17 protein-coding genes, 1 tRNA gene and 1 pseudogene are annotated in these 22121 nt (G+C 61.8%); 12 read left to right on the forward strand and 7 right to left on the reverse strand.

All coding sequences use genetic code 11. The features are described 5' to 3' along the window. Positions 1-384: 384 nt before the first annotated feature. From PSH80_RS14840 to PSH80_RS14860, 5 genes and pseudogenes are all read right to left on the reverse strand, one after another. A tRNA-Gly gene (locus PSH80_RS14840) sits at positions 385-460 on the reverse strand. A 63-nt stretch (positions 461-523) separates the two neighbouring features. Continuing rightward, positions 524-1084, reverse strand: a complete 561-nt coding sequence (pgsA, locus tag PSH80_RS14845; RefSeq protein ID WP_057959261.1) for a CDP-diacylglycerol--glycerol-3-phosphate 3-phosphatidyltransferase — start codon at positions 1082-1084, stop codon at positions 524-526. Positions 1085-1116: 32 nt separating this feature from the next. Next, a pseudogene (gene uvrC / locus PSH80_RS14850) lies at positions 1117-2942 on the reverse strand (excinuclease ABC subunit UvrC). Between the two features lie 16 nt (positions 2943-2958). After that, positions 2959-3600, reverse strand: a complete 642-nt coding sequence (gene uvrY, locus PSH80_RS14855; protein WP_029293774.1) for a UvrY/SirA/GacA family response regulator transcription factor — start codon at positions 3598-3600, stop codon at positions 2959-2961. Positions 3601-3751: 151 nt separating this feature from the next. Beyond that, a complete protein-coding gene (locus PSH80_RS14860; protein ID WP_057959260.1) occupies positions 3752-4117 on the reverse strand; it encodes a helix-turn-helix domain-containing protein in 366 nt (121 codons plus the stop codon). 81 nt (positions 4118-4198) lie between these two features. Here PSH80_RS14860 and PSH80_RS14865 point away from each other — a divergent pair, with 81 nt between their 5' ends. Beyond that, entirely contained in the window at positions 4199-4438 is a 240-nt protein-coding gene (locus PSH80_RS14865) for a DNA-binding protein (protein ID WP_057440874.1), read from the forward strand. A gap of 36 nt (positions 4439-4474) precedes the next feature. On the opposite strand, the gene PSH80_RS14870 is transcribed toward PSH80_RS14865, so the two are convergent. Further along, positions 4475-4924, reverse strand: coding sequence for a GNAT family N-acetyltransferase (locus tag PSH80_RS14870; protein WP_120734439.1), 450 nt, complete (start codon positions 4922-4924; stop codon positions 4475-4477). 19 nt (positions 4925-4943) lie between these two features. Further along, positions 4944-5693 (reverse strand): carbon-nitrogen hydrolase family protein, encoded by a 750-nt coding sequence (locus PSH80_RS14875; RefSeq protein ID WP_220172287.1) that lies wholly within the window; start codon positions 5691-5693, stop codon positions 4944-4946. A 621-nt stretch (positions 5694-6314) separates the two neighbouring features. On the opposite strand from PSH80_RS14875, the gene PSH80_RS14880 reads away from it, so the two are divergent. The 11 genes from PSH80_RS14880 (at position 6315) to PSH80_RS14930 (ending at position 22080) form a co-directional block, all read left to right on the forward strand. After that, the gene (locus tag PSH80_RS14880; RefSeq protein WP_057959258.1) at positions 6315-7385 is read left to right on the forward strand and encodes a 3-deoxy-7-phosphoheptulonate synthase; all 1071 of its coding nucleotides are present in this window, start codon (positions 6315-6317) and stop codon (positions 7383-7385) included. 80 nt (positions 7386-7465) lie between these two features. Further along, entirely contained in the window at positions 7466-7747 is a 282-nt protein-coding gene (locus PSH80_RS14885; protein ID WP_128592944.1) for a peptidylprolyl isomerase, read from the forward strand. A 135-nt stretch (positions 7748-7882) separates the two neighbouring features. Continuing rightward, positions 7883-9742: an extracellular solute-binding protein gene (locus tag PSH80_RS14890; protein WP_305417303.1), complete on the forward strand. Its 1860-nt coding sequence runs from the start codon at positions 7883-7885 to the stop codon at positions 9740-9742. Continuing rightward, on the forward strand, positions 9742-10803 hold the full coding sequence (locus tag PSH80_RS14895; protein ID WP_057440862.1) for a microcin C ABC transporter permease YejB: 1062 nt from the start codon (positions 9742-9744) through the stop codon (positions 10801-10803). The genes PSH80_RS14890 and PSH80_RS14895 overlap by 1 nt, the downstream gene beginning before the upstream one ends. Beyond that, positions 10803-11825: an ABC transporter permease gene (locus tag PSH80_RS14900; RefSeq protein WP_169989979.1), complete on the forward strand. Its 1023-nt coding sequence runs from the start codon at positions 10803-10805 to the stop codon at positions 11823-11825. The genes PSH80_RS14895 and PSH80_RS14900 overlap by 1 nt, the downstream gene beginning before the upstream one ends. Before the next feature lie 14 nt (positions 11826-11839). Continuing rightward, positions 11840-13417 carry an ABC transporter ATP-binding protein gene (locus PSH80_RS14905; RefSeq protein ID WP_200659691.1) on the forward strand — a complete coding sequence of 526 codons (1578 nt, stop codon included), beginning with the start codon at positions 11840-11842 and terminating at the stop codon, positions 13415-13417. Positions 13418-13466: 49 nt separating this feature from the next. Continuing rightward, entirely contained in the window at positions 13467-14873 is a 1407-nt protein-coding gene (locus PSH80_RS14910) for a sigma-54-dependent Fis family transcriptional regulator (RefSeq protein ID WP_128592943.1), read from the forward strand. Between the two features lie 286 nt (positions 14874-15159). Continuing rightward, on the forward strand, positions 15160-16551 hold the full coding sequence (locus tag PSH80_RS14915) for a GntP family permease (RefSeq protein WP_057959253.1): 1392 nt from the start codon (positions 15160-15162) through the stop codon (positions 16549-16551). A gap of 7 nt (positions 16552-16558) precedes the next feature. After that, complete coding sequence (locus tag PSH80_RS14920; RefSeq protein ID WP_057959252.1) at positions 16559-17332, forward strand: 3-hydroxybutyrate dehydrogenase; 774 nt, start codon at positions 16559-16561, stop codon at positions 17330-17332. Between the two features lie 100 nt (positions 17333-17432). After that, a complete protein-coding gene (locus tag PSH80_RS14925) occupies positions 17433-19385 on the forward strand; it encodes an acetoacetate--CoA ligase (protein WP_057959251.1) in 1953 nt (650 codons plus the stop codon). Between the two features lie 145 nt (positions 19386-19530). Continuing rightward, positions 19531-22080, forward strand: a complete 2550-nt coding sequence (locus PSH80_RS14930; protein ID WP_305417307.1) for a PAS domain-containing protein — start codon at positions 19531-19533, stop codon at positions 22078-22080. The last annotated feature ends 41 nt before the right edge of the window (positions 22081-22121 follow it).

Raw genomic sequence — 22121 nt, forward strand, 5'->3', positions numbered from 1 at the left:
TGGACAGAGCTTCCCGCCTTCATGAAGACCCTCGAAAAAGCAGAAGCGCTCAGCGCTAAAGCCCTCCGTTTACCATCCTGACGGCCTGCAGAACCAGTGAAGTATCGTGCAGTCATTGCCAGTGATTCGGGCTTGCCGAACGGTCGTATCCGAGAGTGCCATAGCGAACTCCTGAACAGAGTCAGGGCCAGATGCTCGTCTCGCTATCCATGCTGCTCCAGCAAAAAACCGATTCAGTGCACATCCAAATACAAGATCCTCATTCGGGACTTAACGCACTGGATGGAGCTGGATTTCAGTGGTTCGCGCCACAACGAAAAAAGGACCCGAAGGTCCTTATTTCAATCACTTGCAGAATTCAGTGGAACTCTGCAGTGCTATGTTTGGAGCGGGAAACGAGACTCGAACTCGCGACCCCGACCTTGGCAAGGTCGTGCTCTACCAACTGAGCTATTCCCGCGTCTTGGTGATGCGCATTCTATAGAATCCTCACCACCCGTCAACCCCTTGATTCAAAAAAGTTTTATTTCTTTTCCACGGTCGTGCGCAGATGGGGCCAGGCGGCGCGCAGGTATTGCAGCATGGACCACAGGGTCAGGCCGGCGGCGATCAGTAGCAAGGCATAACCCAGCAGCACCCAGAAGGTGAAGCTCGACGGGTTGGCCAGCAGGATGACCAGCGCCAGCATCTGCGCAGCGGTTTTCCATTTGCCCATGTTTGACACGGCCACGTGGGCGCGTGCGCCGATTTCGGCCATCCATTCACGCAAGGCCGAGACGACGATCTCGCGACCGATGATCACGGCCGCCGGCAGGGTCAGCCACAGGTTGCCGTGCTCCTGCACGAGCAGCACCAGCGCCACCGCAACCATCAGCTTGTCGGCCACGGGGTCGAGGAACGCGCCAAACGGCGTGCTTTGCTCCAGGCGTCGTGCCAGGTAGCCGTCCAGCCAGTCGGTCGCGGCCGCAAAGGCAAAGACCGAACTGGAGGCCATGTAGCTCCAATCATAAGGCAGGTAAAACAGCAAAATGAAAATCGGTATGAGCAGAACGCGTAGAACGGTGATCAGATTAGGGATATTCATCGGCACAACTGGCTACGAGGTGAGAAGGCATTCTACTCGCTGTGTAGGTTTGCATAAATCAACTCAGCGAGCTTTTTACTGATTCCGGGGGCTTTGGCTATTTCTTCAATGCTGGCACGGGACAATTCCTGCAATCCACCAAAATGTTTCAACAGTTCGCGTCGCCGCTTCGGCCCTACCCCCGCCACCCCTTCCAGGGTGGAGGTACGCCGGGTTTTACCACGTCGGGCGCGGTGACCGGTAATGGCAAAACGGTGGGCTTCGTCGCGAATCTGCTGAATCAGGTGCAATGCCGGTGAATCGCCCTTCAAAGTGAACTCATGGGCGGCATCATTCAAGTACAACGTTTCGAAACCGGCCTTGCGCGTCGTGCCCTTGGCCACGCCGAGCAGGATCAGGTCGGGCACCGCCAGCTCGTTGAGCACGTCACGGGCCATGGATAACTGGCCCTTGCCGCCGTCCACCAGCAGGATATCCGGCAGCTTGCCCTCGCCGTCCTTCAATTTGCTGAAGCGCCGGGTCAGGGCCTGGTGCATGGCCGCATAGTCATCGCCTGGGGTGACGCCTTCGATGTTATAGCGTCGATAATCGGACTTGATCGGCCCTTCCGGACCAAAGACCACGCAGGACGCCACGGTCGCCTCGCCGCTGGAATGGCTGATGTCGTAGCACTCCAGGCGTTGCGGTGGCTCGTCAAGCTTGAGCACGTCGGCCAGCGCTTCAAAGCGTGCGGCAACGTGCTGGCGGTTGGCCAGGCGCGCGCTCAGGGCCTGTTCGGCGTTGGTCACCGCCAGTTGCTGCCAGCGCGCACGGGTGCCGCGCACGCGGTGGCTGATGTCCAGCTCGCGGCCGCGCAGGGCGTGAATGGCGTCAATCAATGCGGGGAAGTCTTCGTGAACCACGTTGACGATCAGTTCACCCGGCAAGTCGCGCTCGGGACTGCTGACGTAGTACTGGCCGAGAAACGCGGCCATGACCTCGGCCACTTCCTCCTCGATCCCGGTCTGGGGAAAGAAGTTCTTGCTGCCCAGCACCCGGCCACCACGCACGCTGATCAGGTGCACACAAGCCCCGCCCGGATTGACGAAGGCCGCAATCACGTCGACATCACCGGTACCGCCTTCCATGCTCTGCTGGTCCTGCACCCGTCGCAACAGGGACACCTGGTCACGCAGTTCGGCGGCCCGCTCGAAGTCCAGGACACTGGCTGCCTGCTCCATGGCGCCGGACAGTTCGTCGGCCAGGGCGTTGCTGCGCCCTTCGAGGAACATCACCGAGTGACGTACGTCTTCGGCATATTCCTGAGGCTCGACCAGCCCGACGCAGGGCGCCTTGCAACGCTTGATCTGGTATTGCAGGCACGGGCGGGTGCGGTTCTTGTAGAAGCTGTCTTCGCACTGGCGCACGAAGAAGGTCTTTTGCAGCAGGCTCAGGCTCTCGCGGATCGCCCCCGCGCTGGGGTAAGGGCCAAAATACTTACCCTTGTGCTTCTTCGCCCCGCGATGGATGCTCAGGCGCGGAAAGTCACCGTCCGACAGAAAACACATACGGGTAGGACTTATCGTCACGCAGCAGAATATTGTAGGGCGGCCGCCATTCCTTGATCAGCGTCTGCTCAAGCAGCAGCGCCTCGGTTTCGTTGGCCGTGATGGTGGTTTCGACCTGGGCGATACGCCCCACGAGGGGCGGCCGTCTTCGGCGCCAGGCCGGTTTTGCGGAAGTAGCTGGCCAGGCGCTTCTTGAGGTTCTTGGCCTTGCCCACGTACAGCAGGCGCGCCTCGCTGTCGAACATGCGATACACGCCTGGCCGGCCGCTGCAGGTCGCAAGAAATGCACTCGGATCAAACACGGTGTTTATTTCAGAGGCTTGCATTTCAGGCGCTGGCGTCCACCATGCCGTGGCGAACCGCCAGCAAGGTCAGTTCAACATCACTGCTGATTGATAGCTTCTCGAAAATTCGATAACGGTAGGTGTTCACGGTTTTCGGCGACAGGCAAAGCTTGTCGGAAATCGACTGGACCTTCTGGCAGCCGACGATCATCAGGGCGATCTGAATCTCGCGCTCGGACAAGGCATCAAACGGCGAGTCGCTGACCGGCTGAAAGGACTTGATCGCCAATTGCTGGGCAATCTGCGGACTGATGTAGCGCTGGCCGGCAAATACCAGGCGGATAGCCTGGACCATTTCCGCGAGCCCCGCGCCTTTTGTCAGATAACCTGCTGCGCCAGCCTGCAGAAGCCGGGTAGGAAAAGGGTCTTCTTCGCAGACCGTAACAACCACGACCTTGATGTCCGGATGACTGCGCAACAGTTTGCAGGTCGCACCAAGACCACCAATCCCCGGCATCTTGACGTCCATCAAGACCACATCGGGTTTCAATTCACGCGCTTTGATCAGGGATTCCTCCCCCGACTCGGCCTGACCGACTACTTGCAGGCCATCGATGTCAGCCAGCATTCGTGTAATGCCTGTACGAACGAGATCATGGTCATCGACTACTAGCACCCTAATCAAGCAGACACCTCGCGAAATGGTCTTATAGGTTGCTGAGCACCTTAGCAAAAAACCAAGGCACAGACCTAGCTGAACGCGTCATATATATAGAGTTTCAATACACTACGAACGCCTGCCGAGCGGCAGGCGGGGGTGTTTCCTGGGCAAAAGGTCAGGATTCCTTGAGGATCGACCGGGGTTTTCCACTCGCCGCTGAGGAATGCTCTGCCAAGGTGCTGGTCAGTCTGCGGATTGCATCCTGGTCCTCTTTAAACATCGCACGGTAGTTACCCAAGACCTTTTCTTCGATCTGGCTCAGGTTGTCCAAGTGGATGGGCGTCGGGCTACCTGTCAAAACAAACAGAATATCGACACCCTTCTCTGCCACGCGGGATAGGTAATCGGCCTTCGGCGCGCGCCCACCGCTTTCGTATTTTCCCTGTGCGTTTGCCTCCACACCTCCTATTTCACCAAAAACCTTTTGCGACAAGCCCAGTCGCTCTCTTTCTTGCCTTAAGCGCGAACCTATTCCACTCATTTGGATGTAATATCCTTTATGGCACACCCCAAGAGGTGACGATGTCATCTCGTTTTACACAAACTTGAACGGTTTTGAACTATGCCCGGAATCCGTACTGCTGCACAAGCCAAAGCCTGGCTGGAACATCAAGGCAAGTCGGTTCAGGCATTCGCCAGGGAACATGGCGTGGACCCGGCGACCACCTATCAAGTGCTCGCTGGGCGCAAAAAGGGGCGGCGTGGAGAAGCCCATAAGGTGGCGGTCCTTCTGGGCATGAAAGAGGGGATCATCCTTAACGAGGCGCAAAGCCTGTGCAATGATCAGGAGATCGGCTCCTAAAGAGCAGTATGCACCGATTCAAGTTGAGCGCGAGGTTTACCGGGACGACTGCGCTGACAGACAAACAGACTCCATCCGCCAGAAACAGCCCTCCTCACCGACAATACTCAGGCCCCGACGCTGATACAGCCTTTTTGCCGGATTGGTCTTGAACACCGTCAATCGCAAATAACCCCGGCTTTCGGCCCGAGCCTTGGCGAACATCTGCTCCAGCACCCAACTGCCAGCGCCCTGGCGGCGAAAATCCTCGAGTATGTGCAGCTCGCGAATATACAGCGCGTTGTCATCGCGGCTCAGACTGACGAACCCCACCAGCCTGTCCTCTTGGCAAATCAACCAGTTTTCCCGCCCGGCCCAGGCGGTGTCGAAGCCTTTGTCGGACCATGTCAGATCGTACTGCCGATAGTAATGGCCCATCGCCTGATGCGTCAGGCTGCGTGCAAAGGCCAAGTGCTGATCCGATGCGGCCTTGAGGGTGAATGCCATCGCGGCGTACTCCATTGCGTTACAGCATGACCTGCCAACCACTCCAGTTGCCGGCCTCCCTGCGGGCTATTACCAAGGCGTCGCCCACCCCCGGCGCAGCCGCAATCAACTCGCCATCAGGCCCCCAGATTGCGCTGCGCCCGGCACACACCCAGCCACCGGACGGCCCGCCATGATTGGCCATCAGCACCACCATCGAGTGTTCGCTGGCGTACCCCTGAAGCAACGCACTATCTGCGGCGTAACCGCCCTCGCTGATCAATACACCCGCTGCATAGACTGTAGCCCCAAGCGCCGCCGCATCACGCGGATGGCTGGCGTGGGAAAAGTCAGCGCAAACCGCCAGGGCAATCCGGTCCTCGCCCCACACCAACGCCTTGCCACCCGAGCCCGGCACAAATGCCGCGTCTTCACCGGGGTGCAGATGCTGCTTGCTGTACACCGCCAATGAGCCATCCGCCGCCAACACCAGCGCACCAATAAGCACCCCGCTGCTCGACGCCAAGCGAATCGGCATACCCACCACCACCGTCATCTGCAGCTCACGCGCCAGCTCTCGCAGGGGCGCAAGCACCGTATCGTCCGGCGCAATCGCCAGCTCCCGCGCCAGCGCGGGCTCGTAACCGGTCAGGGACAACTCCGCAAACACCAGCAGTTGTACGCCGTGCTCGGCGGCCGCAACCATCAACGCCAGGTGACGCTGGATATTGGCCGCCAGGTCGCCAGCAATGGAACAGGTCTGGGCACTGGCAATAATCAAAGCGGTCATGCTCGCATCCTGGCAATCATTGGGACTATCCATCCAGCATATCGGGACTTGCGCCATAGCGCTAAGTCGCTCATCGCGATAGAAATTACTGATTGAATCCAGCGGCATCCCTCAGTTAAGCTCCACCCCATCATTTGGAGAAACACCATGTTGCCACTCACCCTCACCCAGGCCTGCCCTACTGCCAACGCCCAGCGTTCGGTCGTGGCTACCCGCGTGAACGGTTTGAGCGCACTGGTCAGCTTTTATTTTGGGTATTGGTTTAGCCACTGGCGCGCCTGATACCTGAAATCGGCGCCCACTACTCAAGGGGTCGCCTGCCAGAGAAATCTAACCCCCGGTCGGCTCCCCGACCGGGGGTTTTGTTTTTCCAGCCCTGAACAATTTTTGCTACACACCGAACTTAAAGGAAATCACACCATGAACTTCACCACTTATTACCGTTACGACACCTGCACCGCCTGGCGATTTAGCAAGCTCCGTTCGGGACAGCCTGCCGCCTCCGATCGGTCACCTATTGGTGGCAAGCCAACACACGCAGCCAATACGGCCAATTGTCGAACACCCCAGTAGGGCAGAGCGCGCGGGAACAGCCCGCCGCTTGCCCAGGAAGCAGAAATCATGAACTCCTCTATCGCCGCACTGCCCGTTACCACCCTGTCCAGCGCCAATGAAGCGCTGACCCAGCGTTTGCCCAGCGCCCTTGAGCTCAAGCACCAATTGCCCCTGAGCCCGTTCCTGACCGAGCAAGTCAACGCTCATCGCCAGGCCATCCGCGCGATTCTCAATGGTCAAGACTCCCGCCTGCTCGTCATCGTCGGCCCCTGCTCGATCCATGATCCCGAATCCGCCATGGAATACGCGCGCAATCTGAAGAAGCTGGCCAATGACGTCAGTGACCAGATGCTGCTGGTGATCCGCGCCTACGTCGAAAAACCGCGCACCACCATCGGCTGGAAAGGCCTGGCCTACGACCCGCACCTGGATGGCAGCGATGACATGGCCGCCGGCCTCACGCTGTCGCGGGAACTGATGCGCGAAATGCTGCGCCTGGGCCTGCCGGTCGCCACCGAACTGTTGCAACCGATGGCCGCCGGCTACTTCGACGATGTGCTCAGTTGGGTGGCCATTGGCGCCCGCACCACCGAATCGCAGATCCACCGGGAAATGGCCAGCGGCCTGGGCATGCCCGTCGGCTTCAAGAACGGTACCGACGGCGGCGTAGCCATCGCCTGTGACGCCATGCGTTCGGCGGCCCACCCGCACCGCCACTTCGGCGTCGACAGCCAGGGCCATCCGGCGATCATCCAGACCCCGGGCAACGCCGACACCCACCTGGTGTTGCGCGGCGGCCACCGTGGCCCGAACTACGATCGCCAGAGCGTGGCCCAAGTCAAGACCGACCTGGCCAAAAGCAAAGTGGCCACGCGGATCATGGTCGATTGCAGCCACGCCAACAGCGGCAAGGACCCGATGCGCCAACCGGCGGTATTCAATGACGTGCTGGAGCAACGCTTGCAGGGCGACACCTCGCTGATCGGCATGATGCTGGAGAGTCATTTGTTCGAAGGCTGCCAGCCCCTCAGCCCGTCGATGCGCTACGGCGTCTCGGTGACCGACGGCTGCCTGGGTTGGGACGGGACTGAGCAGTTGCTGCGTGAAGCAGCCGCACGTCTGCGCGATCAAGCCTGACGTAAATCAGCGGAACTTTGCCGGGAAATAACCGCCTGAATCCGGTACGCTCACCTTTTTTATTCAAGGAGTTACCCACCATGGCCAAAGCCACCGCCCGTCACATCCTGGTTGCCACCGAAGACAAGTGCAACGAACTGAAAGTCCAGATCGAAGGCGGCGCTGATTTCGCAGTAGTCGCCAAAGCCAACTCCAGCTGCCCATCGAGCCGCGACGGCGGCAACCTGGGTTCGTTCGGTCCTGGCCAGATGGTCAAGGAATTCGACGCGGTCGTATTCAGCGCACCGGTCAATACCGTGCAAGGCCCAGTGAAAACCCAGTTCGGTTATCACCTGCTGGAAGTGACCAGCCGCCAGGACTGATCTACGTCTTCGCAGCACTCAACGGCCCGCCTTTTGGTGGGCCGTTGTGTTTGCGGGGTCACCAGGTGACTGGCGACCCGCGCACGGTTAGGGTACAAGTCCCCTTCCTTCTTCACCCGGTGCTCAAGGCTGATAATGCGACTGGATTTCCTCACGTTCGTTGGCTCTACCCTGGCCCTGCTGCTGGCGAGTACCGCCTCGTTCGCAGCCCCGCAACATGCATTGACCGTCTACGGCGAGCCAGCCAAGTACCCTGCCGGCTTCAGCCATTTTGACTATGTAAACCCCGACGCCCCCAAGGGCGGCAGCCTCAAGCGCTCGGCCCTCGAGGTCGGTCGCTTCGACCATGTGCTGCCGTATATCGACAAAGGCATCGGCGTCAGCCAGTTGGACGGCTGGGTGTATTCGCCCCTGGCCTACCGCTCACTGGATGAACCCTATACCGTCTACGGCCTGGTCGCGCAAAAGATGGAGCGCGCCGAGGACGGCCTGTACCTGCGATTTTTCCTCAACCCCAAGGCACGTTTTGCCGACGGCAAGCCGATCACCGCAGAAGATGTGCGCTACAGCTACAACCTGCTGATGACCCAGGGCAGCCTGCGCTTTCGCACACTGTTTGCCGACGTCAAGCACGTCGAGGTCGAAGGCCCGCTGCAAGTGCGCTTTGACTTCGCCAGCAATGAAAACCGCACCCTGCCCCTGGATCTCGCGACCCTGCCGGTGCTCCCCGAGCATTGGTGGAAGAGCCGCGACTTTGCCAATGGTGGCGGCTATGAAGCGCCCCTGGGCAGCGGCCCGTACAAGGTCAGCAAAATCAATGCCGGCAGTACCATCACCTTCCAGCGCGATCCCGACTGGTGGGGCAAGGACTTGCCCGTCAGCCGCGGCCTGTACAATTTCGACCGCCTGAGCCTGGAGTACTTCGGCGATACCGAAGTCGCGCGCCAGGTCCTGCGCGGCGGTGCCTACGACTTCAACCGCGAGTTCTCCGCCACCGGCTATTCCATCGGCTACAACGGCCCGGCCCTGGACGATGGCCGCCTGCAACGCGCGCACCTGGCCAAGCACGCCCCGCAAACGGCCCAGGGCTATGTGTTCAATGTGCAAAAACCGATGTTCCAGGACCGCCGCGTGCGCCAGGCCCTGGCCATGCTCTGGGATTTCGAGTGGGCCAACCGGCAGATGATGCGCAACCTGTATATCCGCCAGCAAAGCTACTTTTCCAACAGCCCGCTGGCCGCCACCCAATTGCCCGACGCCCAGGAACTGGCGATTCTCGAACCCCTGCGCGGGCAGATCCCCGACGAAGTCTTCACCCAGGTGTTCAAGGCGCCGACCACCGACGGCAGCGGCATGATCCGCGACAAGCAACTGCAAGCCCTGGCCCTGCTGGAAGACGCCGGCTGGACGCCCAAGGGCGACAAACTGGTGAATGCCGCCGGCGAGCCCCTGGAGTTCACCTTCCTCAATGTGCAAAACGGCCTGGAACGCCTGCTGCTGCCCTATAAACGCAACCTGGCGCAGATCGGCATCACCCTCAACATCCGGCGCATCGACTCGTCCCAGTACGTCAACCGCCTGATGACCCGGGACTACGACATGATCGTCACCGGCTTCCCGGTCACCACCTCGCCGGGCATGGAGCTGTACAACTACTTCGGTTCGTCGTCGGCGTTCGACCCGGGCAGCAACAACTACATCGTCCTGCAAAACCCGGCGGTCGATACCCTGGTCACCGGCCTGGTACGCGCCACTACCCAGGCACAGATGCTCAGCTACGCCCATGCCCTGGACCGGGTGCTGCAATGGAATTACTACTGGATCCCCAATTACTACCCGCCCGGCACCTCGGCGGCGTGGTGGAACCGCTTCGGTCGCCCGGCCATCGAGGCCAGCAACGACGAGGCACTGGAATCGTGGTGGGAAGTCAGCCCCACGCCACTGACCAATGAGCAGATGAAAGCCGAACTGAGCAAGCTGCGAGGTGCCCACTGATGTTTGCCTATATCGTGCGGCGTCTGCTGCTGATCATCCCGACCCTGGTGATTATCCTGCTGGTGAACTTTGTGATCGTCCAGGCCGCGCCCGGCGGGCCGGTGGAGCAAGCCATCGCCCACTTGCAGGGGATTGGCGGCGGGGGCGTCGGCGGCTCGGCCGGCGACGGCGTCAGCAGTGGCTCCCGCGCCAGTCGCGGCCTTGACCCCAAGCTGATCAAGGACATCGAAAAACAATACGGCTTCGACAAGTCCGCCCCCGAACGCCTGTGGCTGATGCTCAAGAACTATGCCCAGTTGGATTTCGGCAACAGCTTCTTTCGCGGCGCCACGGTGATCGACCTGATCCTGGAAAAGTTGCCGGTGACCCTTTCCCTCGGCCTCTGGGCAACCCTGATCACCTACCTGGTGTCGATCCCCCTGGGGATCCGCAAGGCGGTGCGCCACGGCAGCAGTTTCGATGTATGGAGCAGCACCGCCATCGTCATTGGCTACGCGATGCCGGCCTTCCTGTTTGCGATGTTTTTGATCGTGGTCTTTGCCGGCGGCAGCACCTTGAACTGGTTCCCGGTGCGCGGCCTGGTGTCGGAGAACTTCGAGCAACTGAGCACCCTGGGCAAGATCGCCGATTATTTCTGGCACCTGGTGCTGCCGGTCAGCGCCCTGGTGATCGGTGGATTCGCCACCTTGACCATCCTCACCAAAAACTCGTTCCTCAATGAAATCACGCGTCAGTACGTGGTCACGGCACGCGCCAAAGGCCTGAGCGAACGGCGTGTGCTCTACGGCCATGTGTTTCGCAACGCCATGCTGTTGGTGATCTCCGGGATCCCCCAGGCGTTTATCAGTGTGTTCTTCGCCGGCTCGCTGCTGATCGAGGTGATCTTCTCCCTCGACGGTCTGGGCCGCATGAGCTACGAAGCCGCGGTGTCGCGGGACTATCCGGTGGTGTTTGGTTCGCTGTTTATCTTTACCCTGTTTGGCCTGCTGATAAAACTGATCGGCGACCTCTGCTACACCCTGGTGGACCCGCGTATCGACTTCGCCGCGAGGAACGCCTGATGCTCAATCTGTCTCCCGTGGCCCGTCGCCGCTTCGAACGTTTCAAGCAAAACCGCCGGGGCTGGTGGTCGCTGTGGCTGTTTATCGGCCTGTTTATCCTGACCCTGGGCGGCGAGTTGATCGCCAACGACAAACCCCTGGTGCTCAGCTATCAGGACCAGTTGTATTTCCCGGTGTTCAAGCGCTACACCGAGCAGCAGTTCGGCGGGCAACTGCCATTCCAGGCCGACTACCGCAGTGACTACGTGCAGCAACTGATCAAGCAAGACGGCGGCTGGATGCTGTTCCCGCCGATCCCCTTCAGCGACGACACGCCCAACTACGAGCTGACCCGCCCAGCCCCCAGCCCGCCGTCCACGGTGAACTGGCTGGGCACCGACGACCAGTCCCGCGATGTGCTGGCGCGGGTGATCTTCGGCGCGCGGGTGTCGATCCTGTTCGCCCTCGGCCTGACCCTGATCAGCGCCGTCATCGGCATTGCCGCCGGCGCCTTGCAGGGCTATTACGGCGGCTGGGTCGACCTGCTCGGCCAGCGCATTCTTGAAGTGTGGTCGGGGCTGCCGGTCCTGTACCTGCTGATCATCCTCTCGGGGTTTGTCGAGCCGAACTTCTGGTGGCTGCTGGGGATCATGGCGCTGTTTTCCTGGCTGGCCCTGGTGGATGTGGTGCGTGCCGAGTTCCTGCGCGGGCGCAACCTGGAGTACGTGAAAGCCGCACGCGCCCTGGGCCTGGGCGACGGCAAGATCATTCGCCGGCACATCCTGCCGAACGCGATGACCGCCACCCTGAGCTACCTGCCTTTTATCCTGACCGGGGCGATTTCCACCCTCAGCGCCCTGGACTTTCTCGGCTTCGGCATGCCGGCGGGCAGCGCGTCCCTCGGTGAGTTGATCGCCCAGGGCAAGCAGAACCTGCAAGCACCGTGGCTCGGGCTCACGGCCTTTTTCACCCTGGCGCTGATTCTGTCACTGCTGGTATTTATCGGCGAGGCGCTGCGTGACGCCTTCGACCCACGATCATGAAGGGCGATGCATCCATGACTGACAACCTGATCGAGATCCGCGACCTGTGCGTCGCCTTCAGCGGCCAGACCGTGGTGCGCAACCTGAGCCTGGATGTGCGCCCCGGCGAGTGCCTGGCACTGGTGGGCGAGTCGGGCTCGGGCAAGTCGGTGACCGCCCATTCGATCCTGCAACTGCTACCCCAGGCCGGCACCGTTACCACAGGGTCGGTGCGCTATCGCGGCCAGGAGCTGATTGGCGCCGAGGCCGGCACCCTGCAAAAGCTGCGCGGCAACCGCATCGCGATGATCTTCCAGGAGCCGATGACCTCCCTCAACCCCTTGCACAGCATCGAAAAGCAGATCGGCGAAACCCTGCTGCTGCACAAGGGCCTGGGCGGCAAGGCGGCGCAGGCACGCATCCTCGAACTGCTGGACCTGGTGGGCATCCGCAACCCCCAGGAACGCCTCAAGTCCTACCCCCACCAGTTGTCGGGTGGCCAGCGCCAGCGGGTGATGATCGCCATGGCTCTGGCCTGCGAACCGGAACTGCTGATCGCCGATGAGCCGACCACCGCCCTGGATGTGACGGTGCAGCGCAAGATTCTGCTGCTGCTCAAATCCTTGCAGCAACGCCTGGGCATGTCGCTGCTGCTGATCAGCCACGACCTCAACCTGGTGCGCAGCATTGCCCAGCGCGTGTGCGTGATGCAGGCCGGGGAAATTGTCGAGCAGGCCGACTGCCAAACCCTGTTCAATGCCCCGCAACATCCCTACAGCCGCCTGCTGCTGGATGCCGAACCGGTCGGTACCGCACTGTGCCAGGATCAGCGCGAGACGGTGTTGCAGGTCGCCGGCCTGAGTGTGCGCTTCCCCATCGGTGGCGGGCTGTTCCGGCGCAAGCAGTACCTGCAGGCGGTGGACGGCATCAGCCTGGACCTGCAACGGGGCAAGACCCTGGGAATCGTCGGCGAGTCCGGCTCCGGCAAGTCCACCCTGGGCCAGGCGATCCTGCGTCTGCTCGACTCCAGCGGCAGCATCCGCTTCCAGGGCGAGGCCCTCGACAACCTCAGCCAGAAACAGATGCGCCCGTGGCGCAAGCAGATGCAGGTGGTATTCCAGGACCCCTACGGCAGCCTCAGCCCGCGCATGTCGGTACAGCAGATCATCAGCGAAGGCCTGGAAGTACACGCGCCATGCAGCCCACAGGAGTGTGACGCCCAGGTGATCAAAGTGCTGCAGGATGTGGGGCTCGACCCGGCCAGCCGTCACCGCTACCCCCACGAATTTTCCGGCGGCCAGCGCCAACGCATCGCCATCGCCCGCGCCCTGGTGCTGCGCCCGGCCTTGATGCTGCTGGACGAGCCGACTTCGGCCCTGGACCGCACCGTGCAAAAACAAGTGGTGGCGCTGCTGCGTGAACTGCAGGAAAAATACGCCCTGACCTACCTGTTTATCAGCCATGACCTGGCCGTGGTACGGGCCATGGCCCACGATATGATCGTGATCAAGGATGGCCAGGTGGTTGAGCGCGGGCCATGCGCTGACGTCTTTGCCGCGCCACAGCACCCCTACACTCAAGAGCTGCTTGCTGCCGCGCACGCTCCCCTGTAGGAGCAGGCTCCTACCATTGAACTCATCCTTTATTTTTGGCGCCCCGACCATGAACACCACCGAAAGCCTCAAGGACTACCCGCACGTTCGCGGCCTGGCGATCCAGTCCCTGTTCGAGATCATCGAGCAGTCCAGCGAAGGCACGGTGATTGTCGACCGCGACGCCAACATCGTGTGGATGAACGAGCGCTACGCCAAGCGCTTCGGCCTGAAAAGCGCCGACCAGGCCATCGGCCAACCTTGCGAGCGGGTGATCTCCAACAGCCTGTTACGCCAGGTGGTGCGCAGTGACCAGCCGATCCTCCTGGATATCCAGGACACGCCCAAAGGCCCGTTGGTGGTGATGCGCCTGCCAATCCACGACGATGCCGGCAAGGTCATCGGCGCCATCGGCTTTGCCCTGTTCGATGAGTTGCGCAACCTCTCGCCGATGATCGAGCGCTACCTGAGCATGCAACAGGAACTGGCTTCGACCCGTTCGCTGCTGCGCTCACGCCAGAGCAAGTACAACTTCGCGCACTTTATCGGCACCAGCGCTGCCAGCCTCGAGGTCAAGCGCCGGGCGCGGCGCAGCGCGAGTGCCGAGTCGCCGGTGTTGCTGCTGGGCGAGACCGGCACCGGCAAGGAGCTGCTGGCCCAGGCCATCCATGGTGCGTCACCCCGAGCCAACAAAGCGTTTGTCAGCATCAACAGCGCCGCCATCCCCCATGACCTTCTGGAAGCCGAGTTCTTCGGCACCGCGCCCGGCGCCTTCACCGGCGCCGACCGCAAGGGCCGCCCCGGCAAATTGCAAATCGCCCAGGGCGGGACGTTGTTCCTCGATGAAATCGGCGACATGCCATTGCCCCTGCAAAGCAAACTGCTGCGGGTGCTGCAGGAGAAAGAATTTGAGCCGGTGGGCTCCAACGAGATGATCCACAGCGACGTGCGGGTGATTGCCGCGACCTCCACCGACCTGGAAGCCGCGATCAAGCGTGGCGAGTTTCGCGCCGACTTGTATTACCGCCTCAACGTGTTGCCGATCCAGGTCCCGCCCCTGCGCGAACGCCTGGACGATATCCCGGCGTTGAGTGAAGCAATCCTCGAAGAACTGCGCAGCCAGCATGAACTGGACCGCGAAGCCCTGGCACTGCTGGCCCAGCATGCCTGGCCGGGGAATATCCGCGAGCTGCGCAACGTACTGGAGCGCGCCGCGTTGCTCAGTGATGACCTGGTGTTGGATGCGCAGGAGATTCGTGCGGCGATCGGCACCTTCAGCCCGGTGGAGCGTAGCGCTGTGGCGCCCGTAGAGGTCGAAACCTTCAGCGTGGCGCGGGAGCGGTTTGACCGGCAGTTGATTGGTGCAGCGTTGCGCCAATGCGGGGGCAATGTGATCGAGGCCGCCAAGCAATTGGGGCTCGGGCGCTCGACGCTGTACAAGAAGATGGTGGCGCTGGGCATCGAGCAATCTCAATAAAGAGACATAAATCTCACAACAAAGACACCTCCATGTGGGAGCGGGCTCGCCCGCGAATGCGGTCTATCAGCAACAAAATCATTGCCTGACACAGCGCTTTCGCGAGCAAGCCCGCTCCCACATTGGAATTTCATCTGTCTTGAAATAGAGACTCAGCATGAAAACCACAGCTCAGAAATTATAAATATCCATATATATCAATAAGTTACAAACTTGGCACGCTTCCCGCTATAGCCCCTTCCTACAGCTACACCCCACAACAATAACAATCCGATGGAGACACACCATGAGTGTGATCATTGCCCTGGCGGCGCTCGCGCTGCTGATGCTGGCTGCCTACCGTGGCTATAGCGTCATCCTGTTTGCCCCTATCGCCGCCCTCGGCGCGGTGTTGCTCACTGACCCTTCCGCCGTTGCCCCAGCCTTTACTGGGGTGTTCATGGAAAAAATGGTCGGCTTTATCAAACTGTATTTCCCGGTGTTCCTGCTCGGCGCGGTGTTCGGCAAGCTGATCGAGCTGTCAGGCTTTTCGCGCTCGATTGTCGCGGCCGCCATCCGCTTGCTCGGCACTCGCCAGGCGATGCTGGTGATCGTGCTGGTGTGTGCCTTGCTGACCTACGGCGGCGTGTCGCTGTTTGTGGTGGTGTTTGCGGTGTACCCGTTCGCCGCCGAGATGTTCCGCCAGAGCAATATCCCCAAGCGCCTGATCCCGGCGACCATTGCCCTGGGCGCGTTCTCGTTCACCATGGACGCCCTGCCCGGCACGCCGCAGATTCAGAACATCATCCCCAGCACCTTTTTCAACACCACCGCCTGGGCCGCGCCCTGGCTGGGCGTGATCGGCACGATCTTTGTGTTCTGCGCCGGCATGCTGTACCTGGCGCGCCAGCGCAACAAGGCCCAGCGTGCCGGTGAAGGCTATGGCACCGACTTGCGCAACGAGCCGGAAACCGCCGAAGACCTGAGCCTGCCCAACCCGTGGATCGCCCTGTCGCCGCTGATTCTGGTGGGGGTGATGAACCTGCTGTTCACCCACTGGATCCCGCAGTGGTACGGCAAGACCCACAGCCTCGCCCTGCCGGGCATGAGCGCACCGGTGACCACCGAAATCGCCAAGCTCACCGCGATCTGGGCGGTGCAGGCGGCCTTGCTGGTGGGGATCATCATGGTCCTGGTGTTCGGCTTCCAGGCGATCAAGAGCAAGCTGGCCGAAGGCAGTAAAAGCGCAGTCAGCGGCGCGCTGCTGGCGGCGATGAACACCGCTTCGGAATACGGCTTCGGCGCGGTCATCGCCTCGTTGCCAGGCTTCCTGGTGCTGGCGGACTGGCTCAAGGGCATCCCCAACCCGCTGGTCAACGAAGCGATTACCGTGACCCTGCTAGCCGGCATCACCGGCTCGGCGTCCGGCGGCATGAGCATCGCCCTGGCGGCCATGTCCGAGAGCTTTATTTCCGCGGCCCATGCCGCCAATATCCCCCTGGAAGTGCTGCACCGGGTCGCGGCCATGGCCAGCGGCGGCATGGACACCCTGCCGCACAACGGCGCGGTCATTACCCTGTTGGCGGTCACCGGGCTGACCCACCGCGAAGCCTACAAGGATATTTTCGGCATCACGATCATCAAGACCCTCGCGGTGTTCGTGGTGATCGGTACTTTCTACGCCACCGGCATTGTGTGAGGTTTTCATGACGACATTGAACGGCAAGACCGCCCTGGTCACCGGCTCCACCAGCGGCATCGGCCTGGGGATTGCCCTGAGCCTGGCCAAGGCCGGCGCCAATCTGATCCTCAACGGGTTCGGCGATGCCAGCGCGGTGATCGCCCAGGTGCAGGCCTTCGGCGGCAAAGTCGGCCATCACCCGGCGGATGTCAGCGACCCGGCGCAAATCGCCGAGATGGTCGCCTACGCCGAGCGCGAGTTCGGCGGCATCGACATCCTGGTGAACAACGCGGGCATTCAGCATGTGGCGGCAGTGGAAGACTTCCCGGTGGAGCGCTGGGACTCGATCATCGCGATCAACCTGTCGTCGGTGTTCCACAGCACGCGCCTGAGCCTGCCGGGCATGAAGGCCAAGGGCTGGGGGCGGATCGTCAATATCGCCTCGGTACACGGCCAGGTCGGCTCGGTCGGCAAGGCCGCGTACGTCGCGGCCAAGCACGGGGTGATCGGCCTGACCAAAGTGGTCGGCCTGGAAACCGCCACCAGCAATGTGACCTGCAATGCCATCTGCCCCGGCTGGGTCCTGACCCCGCTGGTGCAAAAGCAGATCGACGATCGCATTGCTGCAGGCGTAGACCCGCAACAGGCCCAGCATGATCTGCTGGCCGAGAAGCAGCCCTCCCTGGAGTTCGTCACCCCACCGCAACTGGGTGAACTGGTACTGTTCCTGTGCAGTGAAGCCGGCAGCCAGGTGCGTGGCGCGGCGTGGAATATTGATGGTGGGTGGTTGGCCCAGTAACCCAAACACCACACATCCCCTGTAGGCGTTGGCTTGCCTGCGCCCACAGTTTGGATGTGTGGTGCCTGGCAGATTTCATACAAGAACAAGAGAGTGCGCCATGTCCGATATCCTCTGGCAACCCAGCCCGGAACGCATCCACACCACCCGGATGGACCAGTTCCGGCGCTTTATCAATGATCGCCACGCCTTGCAGATCAACGATTACCCCACCCTGCACCAATGGAGCATCGACCAGCGCCCGGATTTCTGGGCGGCGATTGTCGAGTTCTTCGACGTGCAGTTTCGTACGCCACCCAGCACCGTGCTGGTGGAAGGCACGCCGATGCCCAGCGCCCAGTGGTTTCCCGGCGCCACCCTGAACTTTGCCGAGCACCTGCTGCGCCGCCGCGATGACCACCCCGCCGTGGTCGCTATCGGCGAAGACGGCCAGCGCGAACAACTGAGCTATGCCGAACTGGCCCGCCACGTCGCCGGCCTGCAACGCAGCCTGCAAGCGGCGGGCGTGGGCCTGGGTGATCGGGTGGCGGCGTGCATGCCCAATACCTGGCAAACCCTGGTGGGCATGCTTGCCACTACCAGCCTCGGGGCGATCTGGTCGTGTTCCTCGCCGGACTTCGGCACCCAAGGGGTGATCGACCGCTTCGGCCAGATCGAGCCCAAGGTGCTGATCACCTGCGCCGGTTATCGCTATGCCGGCAAGCTGATCGACCAGAGCGCCAAGCTCAATGAAATCCTCGACCGCCTGCCGTCCCTGCAACACCTGATCATCGTGCCCTACGCCCGACCCGAGGCGCGCGTCGAGGATTACCCGACCCAGGCCAACGTCGCCCTGTGGGATGACTTCTACCGCCCCGGCGGCGAACCGCAGTTTGTCGCCGTACCCTTCGACCATCCGTTGTACATCCTCTACTCCAGCGGCACCACCGGCGTGCCCAAATGCATCATCCACGGTACCGGCGGCGTGCTGCTGACTCACCTCAAGGAACATGGCCTGCACGCCGACCTGTCACGCGACGACTGCCTGTTTTACTACACCACCTGCGGCTGGATGATGTGGAACTGGCTGGTCTCGGTCCTGGCCATCGGCGCCACGGTAGTGCTGTACGACGGCTCACCGTTTCATCCGGGGCCGGAGCGTCTGATTGACCTGATCGACCAGGAGCGCATCAGCGTGTTCGGCACCAGCCCGAAATTCCTCGCTACCCTGGAAAAGGCCGGCCTGCAACCGCGTCGCAGCCATGACCTGGGCAGCCTCAAGGGCCTGATCTCGACCGGCTCGCCACTGTCGCCCCAGAGCTACGACTACGTGTACCGCGACATCAAACAGGAGCTGTGCCTGTCGTCGATGTCGGGCGGTACCGATATCGTCTCCTGCTTTGTCATCGGCAACCCGGTGCTGCCGGTACGGCGCGGCGAAATGCAGTGCAAGAGCCTGGCGATGGCCATCGAAGTGTGGGACGACCAGGGCCGGGCGCTGGTCGGTGAAAAAGGCGAACTGGTGTGCACCCGGCACTTCCCGGCCATGCCCATTGGCCTGTGGAATGACCCACAGGGGGAAAAACTGCGCGCCTCGTATTTCAGCCAGTTCCCCGGCGTCTGGGCCCAGGGCGACTATGCCGAGCAACGCGCCAATGGCAGCCTGCTGATCCATGGCCGTTCGGATGCGGTGCTCAACCCCGGTGGCGTGCGCATCGGTACGGCGGAAATCTACCGCCAGGTGGAAAAAGTCCCCCAGGTCCTGGAAAGCCTGGCCATCGGCCAACGCTGGCAGGACGACGTGCGCGTGGTGCTGTTTGTGCGCCTCAATGACGGTGAACACCTGGACGCCGCGCTTGAGCAGCAGATCCGCGAGGTGATCCGCGCCAACACCACGCCGCGCCATGTGCCGGCGAAGATCCTCAGTGTCAGCGACATCCCGCGCACCATCAGCGGCAAGATCGTCGAGTTGGCGGTAAGGAATGTCGTGCATGGCGAACCGGTGAAAAACACCGATGCCCTGGCCAACCCCGAAGCCCTGGAGCAGTTTCGCGACCGCCCTGAGCTGGCATAAAGGATGAAAGGTTTCAGCGCCCACACACTCATTTGAAGATAAACCCCTCAAGCATGCTATTTTCCGGGGGGTAGGCAGCCGTTTCCGCAGCACGGGATAATCGGCCTCTGTCATTCTTCAAGCGTTACGCGCGGGACACTTACACATGAACGGATCACCCACCGGCAGCCAGGCCGCGGCCCTGATCGCACGGCTGGACTGGGCCACAAGCCCCCTCGGTGATGCCAGCCATTGGCCACAAAGCCTGCGCACGGCAGTCGATATCGTCATCCACTCACCGATGCCGATGCTGTTGCTGTGGGGCGACGAACTCACGCAGATCTACAACGATGGCTTCGCACTGCTGGCCGGCAACAAGCACCCCCAGGCCTTCGGCCAGCCGACCCACCAGGTCTGGCCGGAGATGCAACACTTCACCGCCCCGATCTACAGCGCCGTACTGTCCGGCCAGGTGCGCACCTTCAGCGAGCAGCGTTTTATCCTGCAGCGCAATCACCGTGATACGGAAATCTGGCTGGACCTGACCTACAGCCCGATCCGCGACGAACGCGGCCGGGTCGCCGGGGTCCTGGTGACGGCGATTGAAACCAACGAGCGCCGGCAACTCGCCCAGGAGCTGCAACAACGCTCCGAGGCCAGCCTCAAGGCCCAGCACGATACCGAGCAACGCTTGCAACTGGCCCTGGCCGCCACCGATGCAGTGGGCACCTGGGACTGGGATATCAGCGAAGACCGCTTTATTGCCGACAGCCATTTTGCCCAACTGCATGGGGTTGATCCGGCTAAAGCCCGGCAGTTGCCCATCAGTGATTACCTGCAAGGCGTGCACCCGGAAGACCGTGGCATGGTGGCCCGCAGCATCAAGCATTGCATCAGCCATGGCTCCGAGTACGCCGAGGAATATCGCCTGCTCCAGGCCGACGGCCAGGTGCGCTGGGTGTTTGCCCGTGGCCGCTGCTACAAGGATCACCACGGCCGACCAGCGCGTTTTCTCGGGGCGGCCCTGGACCTGACCGAACGCAAGCACACCGAACAAGCTCTGCGCCAGAGCCAGACCGAGCTGCAGTTGATCATCAACGCGATGCCGGTGCTGATCGGTTATGTCGATCACGAAGAGCGCTTTCGCCTGAACAACAGCGCCTACCTCGACTGGTATGGCCTGACCCCGCAAGAGCTGTATGGCAAGACCATCCGCGAAGTGATCGGCGCCGAGATCTATGCCGGGCGCGCCGATAAGATCGCCGCCGCACTCAAGGGCAAGGCCTGCAGTTTCATTACCGTCACCCCCCATCGCGATGGCCGGCCCCGGCATGCGCTGATGAAGTACCTGCCACGCTTCAGCGCCGATGGCTCGGTCAATGGTTTCTACATCTTTGTGATTGATGAGACCGAGCGCAAACTCACCGAGGAAGCCCTGCGCCACCTCAACGACAACCTCGAAGAACGCGTGGCCCAGCGTACCCAGGCCTTGGCCGAAGCCAACCAGCGCCTGCAAAACGAGATGTTCGAGCGCGAGCGTGCCGAAGACGCGCTGCGCCATGCGCAAAAAATGGAAGCGGTCGGCCAGCTTACCGGTGGGATAGCCCATGACTTCAACAATATGCTCACCGGGATCATCGGCAGCCTGGACCTGATGCAGCGCTACATCGCCGCCGGCCGTAGCGATGAGATCGGCCGTTTCACCGACGCCGCCGTGTCCTCGGCCCATCGCGCCGCCGCCCTGACCCATCGCCTGCTGGCCTTCTCCCGGCGCCAGTCCCTGGACCGCCGGCCCCTGGACCCGAACCAGTTGGTCGCGTCCCTGGAAGACCTGTTCCGCCGTACCAAAGGCGCCCATATCGAACTCAAGGTGCAGCTGGGCAGCGATATCTGGCCGGTAAACACCGACGCCAGCCAACTGGAAAACGCCCTGCTCAACCTGGTGATCAACGCCCGCGATGCCATGCCTGATGGTGGGCTACTGAGCATCGAGACCGCCAACAGCTACCTTGACGGCACCGACATCACCACCCTGGAGCCGGTCAAGGCCGGCGACTACGTGATGCTCGGCGTGTGCGACAACGGCGCCGGCATGACCCCGAAAATCCTGGCCAAGGCCTTCGACCCCTTCTTTACCACCAAGCCCATCGGCCAGGGCACCGGCCTGGGATTGTCGATGATCTATGGTTTTGCCCAGCAATCGGGCGGCCACGTCACGATCCACAGTGAACCGGGCCGGGGCACCTGCGTGCGCCTGTACCTGCCGCGCCTGCATGGCACCGCCCTGGAAAAAGTCCCGCCGCAGGTCCCCGTGGAAGCCCCCCTGGCGCTGGACGGCGAAGCCGTGGTGGTGGTCGAGGACGATGCGGCGGTGCGTATGCTGGTGGTCAACCTGCTGGATGAATTGGGCTACACCGCCCACCAGGCGGCCGACGCACGCGCAGCCCTGCCACTGCTGGAGTCTGACCTGCGGGTGGACTTGCTGGTGACCGATGTCGGCCTGCCCGGCATGAACGGCCGGCAACTGGCGGAAATCGCCCGCCAGCACCGCCCTACACTCAGGGTGCTGTTCATGACCGGCTACGCCGAGACCGCCGCCGAGCGCCAGGGCTTTCTGGAGGACGGCATGGACATGGTGGCCAAGCCGTTTTCCATCGACCAGTTGGCCACGAAAATCCGCAGCATGATCGGCGTCAAAGGCCAAGTTGATGCATAATCCCGCGCCTTCAAGCCCGACCGTTGCAAGGTAACTGCCCG

It is taken from the genome of Pseudomonas sp. FP818, from assembly GCF_030687335.1.
GTDB lineage: Bacteria > Pseudomonadota > Gammaproteobacteria > Pseudomonadales > Pseudomonadaceae > Aquipseudomonas > Aquipseudomonas shahriarae.

Excerpts from the sequence above, each read along its gene's own strand:
- pgsA (WP_057959261.1), bottom strand. The coding sequence starts at position 1,084 with ATGAATATCCCTAATCTGATCACCGTTCTACGCGTTCTGCTCATACCG.
- PSH80_RS14860 (WP_057959260.1), bottom strand. The coding sequence starts at position 4,117 with ATGAGTGGAATAGGTTCGCGCTTAAGGCAAGAAAGAGAGCGACTGGGC.
- PSH80_RS14865 (WP_057440874.1), top strand. The coding sequence starts at position 4,199 with ATGCCCGGAATCCGTACTGCTGCACAAGCCAAAGCCTGGCTGGAACAT.
- PSH80_RS14870 (WP_120734439.1), bottom strand. The coding sequence starts at position 4,924 with ATGGCATTCACCCTCAAGGCCGCATCGGATCAGCACTTGGCCTTTGCA.
- PSH80_RS14875 (WP_220172287.1), bottom strand. The coding sequence starts at position 5,693 with ATGACCGCTTTGATTATTGCCAGTGCCCAGACCTGTTCCATTGCTGGC.
- PSH80_RS14880 (WP_057959258.1), top strand. The coding sequence starts at position 6,315 with ATGAACTCCTCTATCGCCGCACTGCCCGTTACCACCCTGTCCAGCGCC.
- PSH80_RS14885 (WP_128592944.1), top strand. The coding sequence starts at position 7,466 with ATGGCCAAAGCCACCGCCCGTCACATCCTGGTTGCCACCGAAGACAAG.
- PSH80_RS14890 (WP_305417303.1), top strand. The coding sequence starts at position 7,883 with ATGCGACTGGATTTCCTCACGTTCGTTGGCTCTACCCTGGCCCTGCTG.
- PSH80_RS14895 (WP_057440862.1), top strand. The coding sequence starts at position 9,742 with ATGTTTGCCTATATCGTGCGGCGTCTGCTGCTGATCATCCCGACCCTG.
- PSH80_RS14900 (WP_169989979.1), top strand. The coding sequence starts at position 10,803 with ATGCTCAATCTGTCTCCCGTGGCCCGTCGCCGCTTCGAACGTTTCAAG.
- PSH80_RS14905 (WP_200659691.1), top strand. The coding sequence starts at position 11,840 with ATGACTGACAACCTGATCGAGATCCGCGACCTGTGCGTCGCCTTCAGC.
- PSH80_RS14910 (WP_128592943.1), top strand. The coding sequence starts at position 13,467 with ATGAACACCACCGAAAGCCTCAAGGACTACCCGCACGTTCGCGGCCTG.
- PSH80_RS14915 (WP_057959253.1), top strand. The coding sequence starts at position 15,160 with ATGAGTGTGATCATTGCCCTGGCGGCGCTCGCGCTGCTGATGCTGGCT.
- PSH80_RS14920 (WP_057959252.1), top strand. The coding sequence starts at position 16,559 with ATGACGACATTGAACGGCAAGACCGCCCTGGTCACCGGCTCCACCAGC.
- PSH80_RS14925 (WP_057959251.1), top strand. The coding sequence starts at position 17,433 with ATGTCCGATATCCTCTGGCAACCCAGCCCGGAACGCATCCACACCACC.
- PSH80_RS14930 (WP_305417307.1), top strand. The coding sequence starts at position 19,531 with ATGAACGGATCACCCACCGGCAGCCAGGCCGCGGCCCTGATCGCACGG.